The sequence below is a fragment of the Microbulbifer maximicatervae (SeqCode) genome, assembly GCF_052467385.1.
Map to the genome: position 1 here is coordinate 3,898,182 of NZ_CP174311.1, position 13,182 is coordinate 3,911,363.

General features: G+C 45.9%; 11 protein-coding genes. 9 read left to right on the top strand and 2 right to left on the bottom strand.

The window, feature by feature from the left end:
* Window positions 1–104 precede the first annotated feature (104 nt).
* The 4 genes from ACJJIR_RS16685 to ACJJIR_RS16700 all read left to right on the top strand — a co-directional run bounded on the left by ACJJIR_RS16685 (window position 105) and on the right by ACJJIR_RS16700 (window position 5,065).
* Window positions 105–2,879, top strand: coding sequence for a valine--tRNA ligase (locus tag ACJJIR_RS16685; RefSeq protein WP_444906185.1), 2,775 nt, complete (start codon window positions 105–107; stop codon window positions 2,877–2,879).
* A 549-nt stretch (window positions 2,880–3,428) separates the two neighbouring features.
* Complete coding sequence (locus ACJJIR_RS16690; RefSeq protein ID WP_444906186.1) at window positions 3,429–4,052, top strand: suppressor of fused domain protein; 624 nt, start codon at window positions 3,429–3,431, stop codon at window positions 4,050–4,052.
* Window positions 4,053–4,148: 96 nt separating this feature from the next.
* Window positions 4,149–4,553, top strand: coding sequence for an ABZJ_00895 family protein (locus tag ACJJIR_RS16695; RefSeq protein WP_444906187.1), 405 nt, complete (start codon window positions 4,149–4,151; stop codon window positions 4,551–4,553).
* A gap of 80 nt (window positions 4,554–4,633) precedes the next feature.
* Window positions 4,634–5,065 (top strand): GIY-YIG nuclease family protein, encoded by a 432-nt coding sequence (locus ACJJIR_RS16700; protein WP_371840950.1) that lies wholly within the window; start codon window positions 4,634–4,636, stop codon window positions 5,063–5,065.
* 78 nt (window positions 5,066–5,143) lie between these two features.
* Here ACJJIR_RS16700 and csrA read toward each other — a convergent pair whose 3' ends face one another.
* On the bottom strand, window positions 5,144–5,332 hold the full coding sequence (gene csrA / locus ACJJIR_RS16705; RefSeq protein WP_444906188.1) for a carbon storage regulator CsrA: 189 nt from the start codon (window positions 5,330–5,332) through the stop codon (window positions 5,144–5,146).
* Window positions 5,333–5,942: 610 nt separating this feature from the next.
* Between csrA and ACJJIR_RS16710 the strand changes: the two genes are divergently transcribed.
* The 4 genes from ACJJIR_RS16710 (at window position 5,943) to ACJJIR_RS16725 (ending at window position 10,195) form a co-directional block, all read left to right on the top strand.
* Window positions 5,943–6,839, top strand: coding sequence for an SH3 domain-containing protein (locus ACJJIR_RS16710; RefSeq protein WP_444906189.1), 897 nt, complete (start codon window positions 5,943–5,945; stop codon window positions 6,837–6,839).
* Between the two features lie 136 nt (window positions 6,840–6,975).
* Window positions 6,976–7,866, top strand: coding sequence for a DUF6602 domain-containing protein (locus ACJJIR_RS16715; RefSeq protein WP_444906190.1), 891 nt, complete (start codon window positions 6,976–6,978; stop codon window positions 7,864–7,866).
* A 101-nt stretch (window positions 7,867–7,967) separates the two neighbouring features.
* The gene (locus ACJJIR_RS16720; protein WP_444906191.1) at window positions 7,968–9,347 is read left to right on the top strand and encodes an ATP-binding protein; all 1,380 of its coding nucleotides are present in this window, start codon (window positions 7,968–7,970) and stop codon (window positions 9,345–9,347) included.
* Window positions 9,348–9,457: 110 nt separating this feature from the next.
* Entirely contained in the window at window positions 9,458–10,195 is a 738-nt protein-coding gene (locus ACJJIR_RS16725; RefSeq protein WP_444906192.1) for an NYN domain-containing protein, read from the top strand.
* A 439-nt stretch (window positions 10,196–10,634) separates the two neighbouring features.
* Here ACJJIR_RS16725 and ACJJIR_RS16730 read toward each other — a convergent pair whose 3' ends face one another.
* Window positions 10,635–11,471, bottom strand: coding sequence for a transposase (locus tag ACJJIR_RS16730; RefSeq protein ID WP_444906193.1), 837 nt, complete (start codon window positions 11,469–11,471; stop codon window positions 10,635–10,637).
* Between the two features lie 485 nt (window positions 11,472–11,956).
* On the opposite strand from ACJJIR_RS16730, the gene ACJJIR_RS16735 reads away from it, so the two are divergent.
* Window positions 11,957–12,451, top strand: a complete 495-nt coding sequence (locus ACJJIR_RS16735; protein WP_444906194.1) for a hypothetical protein — start codon at window positions 11,957–11,959, stop codon at window positions 12,449–12,451.
* The last annotated feature ends 731 nt before the right edge of the window (window positions 12,452–13,182 follow it).

Consider the following 13,182-nt stretch of genomic DNA (forward strand, 5'->3'; position numbering starts at 1 on the left):
GCGGTATAATTCCCCCTTTTTCCGCGCAGCCCGAGCAAGCACCAGACTATCCTGAGCCAAAACGCTGTGCACGCAGTCAGTTAAACACAAGGTTTCCCGCCCGCATGGACAAAACATACCAGCCCAACGCCATCGAACAGCAGTGGTACAAAACCTGGGAGGAGAACGGCTACTTCAAGCCTTCCGGGGATACTGAGGCCAAGCCCTACAGCATTATGATCCCGCCGCCGAACGTCACCGGCAGCCTGCATATGGGCCACGGTTTCCAGGAGTCCATCATGGACGCCCTGATTCGCTACCACCGCATGCAGGGAGACAACACCCTGTGGCAAGTGGGCACCGACCATGCCGGTATCGCCACCCAGATGGTGGTAGAGCGCCTGCTCGGCGCCGAAGGCGTATCCCGCCACGACCTGGGCCGCGAAAAGTTCATCGAGAAAGTCTGGGAGTGGAAGGAAGAGTCCGGCGGCACCATTACCCGCCAGCTGCGCCGCCTGGGCGCCAGCCCCGACTGGTCTCGCGAACGCTTCACCATGGACGACGGCTTCTACAAAGCGGTGCAGGAAGTCTTTATCAAACTGTATGAAGACGGCCTGATTTATCGCGGCAAGCGCCTGGTGAACTGGGACCCGAAATTCCACACTGCGATCTCCGATCTGGAAGTATTAAACGAAGAGAAGCAGGGTCACCTGTGGCACTTCCGCTACCCACTCTCCGACGGCTCCGGTCACCTGGTAGTTGCCACTACCCGCCCGGAAACCATGCTCGGCGATACCGCCGTAGCCGTACACCCGGAAGACGAGCGCTACCAGCACCTGATTGGCAAGACCATCAAGTTGCCCCTGGCGGATCGCGAAATTCCGATTATTGCCGACGAATACGTCGACCGTGAATTCGGCACCGGCTGTGTAAAAATCACCCCGGCCCACGACTTCAACGACTACGAAATGGGCCAGCGCCACAACCTCGAGATGATCAACATCCTCGATGCCGATGCCCACCTGAACGACGCAGTGCCGGAAAAATACCGGGGCATGGAGCGCTTTGCCGCGCGCACCCAGATTGTCGACGACCTGGACGCCCTCGGCCTGCTGGAAAAAGTAGAGCCCCACACCCTCAAGGTACCTCACGGGGACCGCTCCGGCGCCGTGATTGAGCCCTGGCTCACCGATCAGTGGTACGTAAAAACCCAACCCCTGGCCGATGAAGCCATCGCCGCCGTTGAAGATGGCCGCGTTGAGTTCGTGCCGAAAAACTACGAAAACATGTACTTCTCCTGGATGCGCGATATCCAGGACTGGTGTATTTCCCGCCAGCTGTGGTGGGGCCACCGCATCCCCGCCTGGTACGACAACGAAGGCAATGTCTATGTTGGCCGCAGCGAAGAGGTAGTGCGCGAGAAGCACAACCTGGGCGCCGACATCAGCCTGCGCCAGGACGACGACGTACTCGACACCTGGTTCTCCTCTGGCCTATGGACCTTCGGCACCCTGGGCTGGCCAGAAGATACCGAAGAACTAAAAGCCTTCCACCCCAGCTCCGTACTGGTCACCGGCTTCGATATTATTTTCTTCTGGGTCGCGCGCATGATGATGCTGACCCTCTACTTCAAGAAGGAAGTGCCGTTTAACACCGTGTACGTGCACGGCCTCGTGCGCGACAACCACGGCCAGAAGATGTCCAAATCCAAGGGCAACGTAATCGATCCCATCGATTTGATCGACGGTATCGACCTGGAGACCCTGGTAGAGAAGCGTACCTCTGGTCTGATGCAACCGCACCTGCGCGAAAAGATCGAGAAGCAAACCCGCAAGGACTTCCCCGAAGGTTTCTCTGCTTTTGGTACCGATGCCCTGCGCTACACCTACTACTCACTGGCATCCACCGGCCGTGACATCAAGTTTGATGTGGGCCGTATCGAAGGCTTCCGCAATTTCTGTAACAAGATCTGGAACGCCTCCCGCTACGTGCTGCAAAACTGCGAAGGGCAGGACTGTGGCCAGGACAACAGCAGCGACTATGAACTGACCATTGCCGACCGCTGGATTATTTCCCAGCTGCAGCGCACCGAAATTACCGTACGCGAAGCGATGGATACCTACCGCTTCGACCTCGCCTCCCAGGCCCTGTACGACTTTGTCTGGAGCGAGTACTGCAGCTGGTACTTGGAACTGTCCAAGCCGGTCCTGTGGGACGACAACGCCTCCGACGCAGTAAAAAAAGGTACCCGCCGCACCCTGATCCGCGTACTGGAAACCATTTTGCGTCTGGCACACCCACTGATGCCGTTTATCACCGAAGAAATCTGGCAGCGTGTAAAAACCCTCGCCGGTTCCAACGGTGACACCATTATGCTGCAGCAGTACCCAGAGGCCGATAACAGCAAGATCGACGAAGAAGCGGAAGCGGCTGTTGCCTGGTTGAAGCAGGTTATTGAAGGCGTGCGTAATATTCGTGGCGAAATGAATATTTCCCCAGCGAAGAAAATCCCACTGATCCTGCGCGGCGGTTCCAGCCGTGACAAAGAACTGCTGGAGCAAGCCCACAGCCTGCTGATCAAACTGGCGAGCCTCGAAGAAATTACCTGGCTGGAAAGTGGAGAAGCTGCCCCCGCCTCTGCCACAGCCCTGGTAAGCGATATGGAATTGCTGGTACCCATGGCCGGCCTGATCGACGTTAAAGCCGAAAGCGCGCGTCTGCAAAAAGAGATTGATAAGCTTTCCAAAGAACTCGCACGAGTTGAAGGCAAACTCAACAATCCCAAGTTTGTGGACAAAGCCCCCGAAGCCGTTGTTGCCAAGGAAAAGGACAAGCTCGCGGAAATGAAAGGTGCTCACGAGCGTCTGCAACAGCAGCTTGAAGAAATCAGCAACCTGTAAGGGTTCTGGTAATCCGCTCCGATAAAAAACGGATCTGACTTAAAAAAGGGGGCTCTGCCCCCTTTTCTTTTTTTTGATATAAATCAAGCAACCCCTTCTTGAACTAGTGCCTTTCGATTTTCTATCAACTTCAGAACCCGAGTATGTGCTCAATGTACTTACATCATCTAAGGGTTTATCAGCTCCAAAACCAGCTTTACCAGAGTGGTATACGACCTAAAGCGAGGTGAAACGCTTCAGGCACCGCCCAATTTTTCAAACCTTCTAAGTACCTGATAAGAAATCAACATGATTTCCGATTGGTTCGACTGCTATTTTTTATAAAGATCCTGATAGATTGAAAGGTCTAGGGAGTTAGAGAAAGTCTATTCCGTGGGGATAGTGGGCAAAGTGATCTTTTTTACACTTGGGACAAGAGTTCAAGCTTGTGTGTGATTTATTAATTTCTCAAGATTTTACGCATTTCTTCGCTAGATTGATTCCAGGATGATAATCATGATAATAGTGGTCAGATTGATTACTATATAAATATTATGTGAAGGAAAAAGTATGAGCTTCCTTGAAGACTCCTGGAAAGAACGAGAAGAAACAATATACAGGGGAATATTTGGTGATCTAGGGCCCGGAATTTATACTTTATCAAACGAAACTTTTGATCGCATGAATGCTAAGGCTGTTGATCCTCGCTGGTTAACGCATGGAGTTTTCAAGAGTCAGCCATCCGAAACAAGGAATACCTGGGCTTATGTTACATCTGGTATGTCCAACCCTTGGGAGACTGAGGAACCAGAAGAGTTTTCTGGATTGGGCGTAGAGTTTGTCATGGAAACAGACGAAGAGGCGGATTGGGCAATTGGAGTTTTACAAACCTTAATGGCTTATAATTTACTTCTCATTTCTGGTCAGATGGGCAATTTTCCTCCCCTTTATTATGGGCACCGTGTTCCCCTTGCACTTTCTACTTCCATAAAAACGATGATGTTTACTCACCCTGTGAATTTCCCAGAAAACTTTGCCATTAAATCTGGAGCAGTCGATCTTATTCAGGTTGTGGGTATCACACCATCAGAATTAGAGGCTGCAAAAGAAACATCATCTGATGAGATAAGGCAAAAAATAATTAGTAACGCAGGTGGTTTGGTCACAAATAAGGAACGAGAAAGTGTGGCATAAATCATATAACGAGCTCAGCCATAAACGCCCATCCAGCTAGACTCGTCGCCGCGCTCCTCGCTTATGCTGAGGGCATTAACTACACAAGGAGAAGTAATGAGCATTCGAGGAGTATTAACCCGGTTCACTTTAACTTATATAACACTGATTTTCATCGTAGGATTTATACTTAACTATTTTGGCCTTAGCAGTAGTAGCGGCGTAAATATCGGAATATTATTGGGCACGATATTTTGGGTATGTTCTTCTTTTGCGAATAAGAATCGTCGCTATTTCACTAAAACTGAAAAAACCAGGGTAGTGATTGGCCTAATCGCAATTAACATGCTTATTCAAGCTATTTTCGGAGCTATCGCACTTTCCGAATCTGGTCATGAAGTAAGCGGTTCAGTTCTTTTGTTCTCAGTTGCGATTAACGGAGCTATTCATGCAGTCGCTATCTATTTCTTCGTAGGGTTTGCGAAAAAAACACTAATTAAGCAGAGCATCATAGAGAGTTAAGAAGACCAGCCAGAGGGACGCCAAAACCGCCGCCTCGCTTTGGTTTTTCCTCCCTGCTGGCAACGTTAGCTGACTAAAGTATGGAATATATAACATATCGAATTATAGATCCTAGAGATGGTGTACCTGTATATGTAGGCCAGACTGAAGACTTTAAAAAGAGGAAAAAGCAACATATACGTAGAGCTAAAAGGTCTTTACCCAAAACTAAAACATTCGATATTAAAGTTTATTTAGTTCTTCTATATTCTGAAGGCTGTGATCCTGAATTCGAGATTGTGGATATTAAGCCTACAGAGGATGAATCACTCGAATCTGAGGAAAGCTGGGTGAGAAAAACTGTAGAGTCGGGTTTTCCTGTACTTAATCGGTGGAAAGCGCACAGGTCAATAGTCAAAGAGCGGTTCACAAGCAATGAATTCAAGCAATACTTCTGTGCAAGGTTTCCAGCTAACAAGGTTATCAATTATGCGCCTTCGGCGCCGGGCGCAGTAAATCTGCGCCGTTTATAACGGCGTTAACGCTCTTATTAACACGCCTCGTGGACTGGACGCGCCAACGCGCGCCCCTGCTCAGGGCGCTCCGTAATCTCAACCAACGCCACCCCCCAACACCCTCCCCTTTTGCAAACGTCTATAGATTTCCTCACGGTGAACGGGTAGAGATTTGGGAGCACGTATGCCTATCTTTACCTGATTACCCTTAACTTCCAATACCGTAATTGAGACGTTCGATCCAATCCGTAAGTTTTCACCCGTCCGGCGCTTTAAGATCAACATATTTGCTTCCTATTAACACTCAAACCATGCGTAGACCTCCCTTAATGGAAGGATTTGAAAGTAACTGTTAAGGAAGTATCAGGTGGGGCGCGAGAACGGTAGGCATAGAGGTAGAAAAGGCAGGCGCAACGCTTCCAGAGCCAAGGGACATGCCCCAAACTGCTGACTGGACTCCACTTTATTGAAGACGAGCGGGTTTCTAGCGTATGATCCATATAGCCATTTTGATAGTGATGATATCAATTTGGTTAGCTGGCCCCAGGTGTTAGCGCACCTTGGGTCAGCGCCTTTTACTTACTCTTACGTCACGCTACCGTTCTCCTTTGAGGGAATGGTTTTTAGAAAATACTTGATTCTCTCGAATCGCTTTGATCATCGATCTTTAGTAGGCTTTTCAGTGATGTCCCAAATATCGATAAATATCTACTGATTTTACGCAGCTTTGACACTAAAACAAACTTAATAAAATCCAATAAGATTATTTTTGTGCCTATATTTTGGTTGCTAGCGCTTTGGTAATCGCCCCTCCCGGGCTTGGACTGCCTTTTCGCTGCTTCGCAGCTCCAAAGCCGGGCGTTAGAGTAATACAATGGAATTCAGTGGTTGAAAAATGACGGATGTATTTGAGAACACAACTCTAGATTTTCTTCGTTCGCTTGACGACTCACCAACTATGCGTGCAATTCGAACGATGGAGGAGTCACCAACGATGCGCATGATACGGGAAATAAACGATTCGCCGACGCTTCGATTGATACGGGAGATTGAAGACTCGCCCTCAATGCGATTGATTCGACAGATAGAAGAATCTCCAGCGATGCGAATTATGCGCGATCTGGAAAATTCTCCCGCCTTGCGGGTTGTCAAAGATCTCGAAAGTTCGGCCGCATTTCGAGCGATTCGATATTTACAGGATGCACCTGCATTAAGAGCAATAAAGGCACTTGAGGCCAGTCCTTCACTTTCAGCATTCTCTAGAATATCTGAGCAAGTTAATAAAAGTGTTGGTTCTTTAACATTCTCTGAAGCTTACAAAGTTCTAGTAGATGAGATTGCAGAAGCAGAAGACGACTGTTCTTTAATTGAAGAATTAAAAACTAGATCCAGCCGGGCACCTCTTAGCCGACTAAGCGCAGAGTTCTATTTAAGCCTAATTTTTGCACTTTTTCTCTACTATCTTTCGCAAATGTCGGCAATGGAGTCGGAAGAAAAATTGCTCGAAAGAATGGAAACGTTGGAGCAGACTATTTCAACTCAACTGCAAGCGCTTGAAAGAAACGAAAATGAGAGCGTTTTCTTAGTAATAGATCGAGAACTCAATTTTCGAGAGGAGCCAAGTATGGATGGCAAGGTTCTCCAAGTGCTCCCAAGAAACAAGAAGGTTATTGAGCTAGCGAGGCAAAGAGAATGGATTCAAGTCGAGCACTTTGATTACGTAAACAACTTAAACAAAGTCGGTTGGATTCATAGCGGCTACGTAATCTCGGTAAATCCCAACGAAACATGATGAAAAGCCCTGACAGTCGCAAGCATGCGGACAAATTTCCGTTACGCATTTTGGCATGGCTTTGCCATTTTATGCCAAAATGCTCCACTACAATTAGCCAGTGTTGCGGGCTTTATGTGCCACAAATGGAGAGATTGTGCGAAAGTTAGACATTCCAACTATTTTTAAAAGTGAGGCAGAAGACCTCGTAAAAGCCCGAGATGGTGCTATCCGTATTCATGGCACCGGTGATATTAAAGCCGCGGGTAATGAAATTGAAATACATGTGCGGGAGTTTTTTAAAAGAATGCTCCCTAAAAATCTATATGTAACACATGGTCACCTTATAGATGCAGATGGAGTTGTTAGTCCACAACTAGACATAATCATTGCTGACACCTCAAACCTTCCCTCTTTAATGACAACAAAAGACGGCTCTGAGTACATACCGATAGATTCTGTTTATGCTTGTGGCGAGATTAAATCAACTTATTATAAAAACTCTAAATATATTCCAGCCTTCTCTGAGGTTCTATCAAAAATAAAGAATGAAATGGCTCACGAAGATATTCCTAATACGGCGTATCTGGGTAAAACTGATGGCTCATCTTTAATAAGAGACATATTTTTAGGTAAAGAGAATAAAACTCTAAATAAAATCTACTCATTTATGTTGTTCGTTAATTCCGGAGATTTTGAGTTCTCAGATGTCAAAGCTACATTTAAAGATACAGATTTTAGCCATCTCCCTAATACAAGCGTAATCTTAAATTCGGGGGCCATTTTCTTCGGAAAGCTTGATGATCATGGGTTTTCATATGAACGCTACCCTGATGAAATAGAAGATAAAGACTACAAGTGGTTTTTTTCGCCATTTATACCCACTGATGATCATGGCTCTCTAGAAGGGAATAATCTAGGGTATCTCTACTATTCAATCCTTCAACATATATCGTCTTCTTACCTTGAGCCTCCAAATTTATCATCATATTTGGCAACCATGATGGTTGGAAGAAAGTCTTTACTTCAGAGTACTAACGATGAATGACATAACAATACGCTCAAGCGGAAAAAAGCATTGCCGCTCTGTCCCATAGCTTAGCGTTATATTTTTTGAGCTTGTAGATATATTGGAGAGGAAGATAGCTAATGGCAATAGAAGGATACGATAGCCATTTATTTGGGAAGAAGCTTGCTCAGTTGGTTTTTCCTGCACAGCCGATTCATAGTGTGGAACACCTATTTGGTCGAGAGTCTGAGCTTCGAAGAATAGAAGAGTCGCTATACGCATCTGGTCGTCATGTCTTTATCTATGGAGATAGAGGTGTAGGCAAGTCGTCACTGGCAGCAACAGCTGCTAACCAATATCAAAGTTCAGATTCAGAATACATTGATGTTTCGTGTTCTCCAGATGCAACATTTTCCGATGTAATTGTAAATATTGCATATCAAGCAATTAGCGCGAGTAGGCTTAGTAAAAAAACAATAAAAGAGAAGGCGGGGGTCAAATTCAAATTTCTAAGTCTTGAGCACGCTCAGGATATAACTCTTAAAGACCTTCATGGTGAAATCAAATCACTCCTAGATGCTGTCGAAATACTAAGAGAGGTATCTCTAATACACTCAGAATACCCCGTAGTGGTAATCGATGAATTTGACAGAATGGAATCAGATGAAGAACGTTCGTTATTTGCTGACCTATTAAAACATCTGGGTGACAAACGAGTCGCAATTAAATTTATATTTACCGGGGTAGCATCAACAATCGATGCACTGCTTGGAGCTCATCAATCTGCAATAAGACAACTAGAAACAATCGAGTTACCAAAGCTCAGCTGGGATGCTCGGTGGGGAATCGTAACAGATGCAGCAAATGCATTTAACATTGAGATAGCAGGGGATATTCTGGTGAGAATAGCAGCTGTTTCAGATGGATACCCATACTATGTCCATTTAATAACAGAGAAGCTAATGTGGCATATCTTCTGGACGAAAGATAATGTTAATACTGTCACTAAAGAGCATTATCATGCAGCTATAAAAGATTCTATACAAAGCATTTCAGCCGAACTAAAAAGGCCATACGAGAAGGCCATATCACAGAGAACAGGTGATTACGAGGAAGTACTCTGGTCTACGGCAGACTCAGAATGGCTACATCGTTACGTAAAAGATATGTATTCTTCGTATGAGTACATTATGAAGCAATTTTCCGACAAGGAAGCTATGTCATCCACGAAATATGGAACCCGTATTAGAAAGCTTAAAAATGAATGCTGCGGTGAAATCTTAGTTCCTGACCCAAAGAAAAAAGGAATGTACTCTTATAGAGAAAAAATGCTGAGAGGCTATGTTCGCATGCAGGCTGAGGCACATGGTATTGAATTAATCGGAGAACAGGTGGAGACGAAGTCTATTCAACATGTTACCGTCCGCGCAAGTAGTGGATACCATCAGCCTAGCGTCCCAAGAGGAGTGTATTTTGACCGAGAAAGGAAGAGTGAAGCAGCTAACGAAGATGAAATTTAACAATCGCAAGCACTCGAAAACAACAGCTACGCTTCACTAAACTTTTATTCCCGGTATTGCGGGCGTCAAGCACAGTGCAATTATCGAAAATTGGTAGAACAGGAAGGATAATGAAGGATTTGGATGACCATAAAAAAATTGCAGTCTTGATTGATGCAGATAACGCTCAATGCTTAAAAGTAAAGTCCATTCTTGATGAAATCTCGGCTCACGGTCATCTCGTTATAAAAAGAGCCTATGGGGATTGGTCAAGTGAGTACCTTAAGAATTGGAAGCAATCGTTAAATGAGCTTGCGATCCAGCCAATTCAACAATTTGCATACACCAGTGGTAAAAACTCTACCGATGCATCCATGATAATTGATGCAATGGATTTATTGTATTCAGGGAAGTTTGACGCATTTGCCCTGGTATCAAGCGATAGTGACTTCACAAAGCTTGCATCACGGCTTAGAGAGTCAGAGATATTTGTTTTTGGTGTGGGACAAAAGAAAACGCCTATATCATTTCGAAATGCCTGCGATGACTTTATTTATACCGAGAATCTTGAATTGAAAGACAATTCAGATATTGAGAAAGTTGAGAGGTATAGTAATGATGACCCCATAACAAAGTTAGTTCCGGTTCTATCTAAGGCTTGGGAGCAATATCAAGATGATGATGGGTGGGCAAATGTTGCTCCAGCTGGCAGTTTTGTAAAAAGAGCTATGCCAGACTTTGACCCAAGATCTTATGGCGCAACGAAGCTTCCTGAAATAATTGTTGATTTGGCGTCTGATTTTGATATCAAAAAGTATAGAAAAGGCAATACAAATATAGTTGCTTTCAAATTAAAAAAGGGTGCATAAAAAGCGCCTGCAATCTGACCTTCGGCAGTCGAGGCGGGCCTCATAGCCACGAATAGAATCTTTTAAGTATTAGATATCTTGCAGAAACTACAGACCACAAAGAATATTCCATATTCGAGTCTGTATATTTGAAAAATAAGTCTGCTTGTAAAAGTCTAATCGAGTATGAAGAAGAGGATCAATGTACAGCTTGCCTCTACGGCGATCCAGATTCAGCTGTAGTATCATGCGATGGAAGTTTCATTGTGAAGATCTAGGACAGCCAAAGACTGAGGGGTGGTTCCTGTAATAGAGCTAGCTACCTCTCTGGCGGCTCTTTCTCTTTGGTTTACAGGTAAAGGAGATTAAATACTTGGAATTGGTCTTCAGGCTATTGGGATCGCTGTTTTTCGATAAAAGGGCGGTAATCGTGCTGTTGAGTACTTGAGGCCGGGGTAGATTAGCAGGGCGTAGCTGAGAGGAGGCGCCGACAGTCGCTTATACCGTGTACCCAGCGCTTATCGAGTTGAGCACAAACTTTTTGTACAACCTCTACCGATCCCACCAAGCCTTTAAAGCGGCTTTCAAAGTTCCGGCTGAGATAGAGCCAGTGCTTGTGTGAAATACCGAGCCGCTCAAGAATAGGAGGTATGTTTTCGGCAATACAACCCCGTTTTCTGGGGTCTAAATGCCAGCCGCTCCAGTCCACTAGCTCCAAATAGTGATCCAGCTGGAAAGGAAGCCCTTTCGGCATATTCAAACGCTCACCGCCGACAAACGGAAGTAGATTTTTGGGCTGCTTACCTGAGACTGCCGCACGAATACGCTGTTGAATCGAAGTGTAATCAGACTCTTCAGGTGTCTTGGCAATATTGGCACGGATGGGGTTAAGGTCTACATAGGCCATACAGGCGGCGAGTGCTCTTTCATCCAGTAAAGCCTGAGATTTGAACCGGCCCTCCCAAAAGCGGCCTGTACAGTTGTCTTCAGCATTGGCCTGGCGGGCGATGGATTCATTTAAACAGCGCATAAACCAGCTGATATCCATTAGACGCTCCCGCCATAGGGAAACGACCTCTTTTAGCCTGTATTCCTCAGCGTGATCGAGAGTATCGCCCTGAAGATAGCGCTGGGCCAAGCTAGAGGCTTTGAAGAGTTTTTTCCAGCGAGTAATTACCTCTGTAAGAGACCATTTGTTAGCCGATTTTGTGTCGATATAGAGCACTATATGGTAGTGATTACTCAATACTGCATAGGCGGTAATATCTAGCGCAAACACCTCGGCTAACTTATGCATACGGCTTTCAATCCATTCGCGCCGATGCTCGTAATCTTTTCCGGACTCAGTATCTCTGCCACAAAGAAATGCACGCCGTACACAGCGGGAGACACAGTGAAAAGCTAAACCGATCTCCCCAGATAAGAACGCGAACTTTCACCACACAACTGCATCATTGACTCTATCCGTTAGATCACATGGCTTCGGTGCCCCTGGCCACCTCACCTCCAGGCTAAGCTTTATAGGATATTTCGGTCCGTCAGCTCGTAGCATTACTAGCGGACTCCTTCCCACAAATCCTCACGGTATTGCAGTTGCCATTCACTAGTAGTTAGCATCTAATGGAACCCATTAAATGGTGATCTTCCCACAGGGGACTTTCACCCCATTAGTCCACGACCATGTTGGGCGTACCAAGACCATCGGAAATCGGCCACTTTGTGGCCTGGACTCGCAACAAGTTGCTCGCCTTTTATGGCAGCGTTAAATGCCAAAGGATGAATGTGAGTAAGAATCAAAAAAATCCATATACTGAAAACGATAACCGGCTCGCAGATGTAATAGCCGCAATCCAAGTTATGGGAACTTATAAATTCTACAAATTAGATTTTTCTGGTTGGGCCGATCGTATTGAAGGCAAGGAAGATCTAGGGAATTATTGGAAAGCTATCTTTGAAGAGCACCCCGAGTTCTTTCGACTTGATAGTAAACAGGAAAGAGCATCCTTGGTATGGCGAAGAAACTATCAAAAATTATACGATGTAGACGAAGAGAGAAAGATATCCAGGGAAGCCTACAAGGGTCTAACAGATGACCAAAAGAAAAGAATTTCCAGAACTCCATTAACCAACTCAGATATCTCTACTCTTATAAATACTGCGATTAATCTTCATGGCGGCGAGCTGGACCACAAGAAAGATTCAAGATGGTGGATAAGTGGTGCAATTGGTTTAGCAGGCGTTATTCTCGGTGCAGCAATTAAAGCCTATGCTGCATAAGCTCTTAAATAAGGTAGCCGGTAGTTTCTAGCTACCGGCCCCCACACCACCCATCATGCAGGTCCACAATGGGTGGCTCCCTATCCGTAATAAATCCCTAGTCAACGAAAGTGTCGAGCAGGTTTTAAGTTGGGTGTTACGGCAGTGCGCAACCTCAATTTTAACCCTGGCTGGAAACCTATCGGTAGGTTAGCCCTGCCCATTAAATCGTCGAGTTTGGGCTCAGTCCTTCACCCTACCCAAGGTATTAATCTTGACATTAGGCTACTATGCCGTCGGCTGACTTCTGCTTAATCACCCTGATCATTACTGACCGAGGCGCTGCTGTGTTCCACCACCTTTTTCTGTCTCCGCGATGGTGGCTAGCGGGCTAAGCCTACATATGAGTCAACGGCCACGCCAGCAGCTTCACAGCAGCAAGCTAAACAGATCTCCCCAGATAAGAACATGAACTTTCACTACGTAACTGTATCATCTACCCTACCCATTAGATCACATGGCTTCGGTGTCCTTAGCCACCTCGTCTCCAGGCTAAGCCTTATAGGATTTTTCTGTTCGCCAGCTCGTAGTCTTACTAGCGGCTTCCTCCCCCCAGACCTCGCGGTATTGCAGTTGCCATTCGCTGGTAGTTAGCATTTAATGGCGCCCATTAAACGGTGATCCTCCTACATGGGACTTTCACCCCAATTAGTCCACGCCCGTGCTGGACGCATCATGCGTAGGCACACCGA

Bases quoted from the DNA above. Each gene is read 5' to 3' on its own strand.
- ACJJIR_RS16685 (WP_444906185.1), top strand. From the start codon at position 105: ATGGACAAAACATACCAGCCCAACGCCATCGAACAGCAGTGGTACAAA.
- ACJJIR_RS16690 (WP_444906186.1), top strand. From the start codon at position 3,429: ATGAGCTTCCTTGAAGACTCCTGGAAAGAACGAGAAGAAACAATATAC.
- ACJJIR_RS16695 (WP_444906187.1), top strand. From the start codon at position 4,149: ATGAGCATTCGAGGAGTATTAACCCGGTTCACTTTAACTTATATAACA.
- ACJJIR_RS16700 (WP_371840950.1), top strand. From the start codon at position 4,634: ATGGAATATATAACATATCGAATTATAGATCCTAGAGATGGTGTACCT.
- csrA (WP_444906188.1), bottom strand. From the start codon at position 5,332: ATGTTGATCTTAAAGCGCCGGACGGGTGAAAACTTACGGATTGGATCG.
- ACJJIR_RS16710 (WP_444906189.1), top strand. From the start codon at position 5,943: ATGACGGATGTATTTGAGAACACAACTCTAGATTTTCTTCGTTCGCTT.
- ACJJIR_RS16720 (WP_444906191.1), top strand. From the start codon at position 7,968: ATGGCAATAGAAGGATACGATAGCCATTTATTTGGGAAGAAGCTTGCT.
- ACJJIR_RS16725 (WP_444906192.1), top strand. From the start codon at position 9,458: ATGAAGGATTTGGATGACCATAAAAAAATTGCAGTCTTGATTGATGCA.
- ACJJIR_RS16730 (WP_444906193.1), bottom strand. From the start codon at position 11,471: ATGCATAAGTTAGCCGAGGTGTTTGCGCTAGATATTACCGCCTATGCA.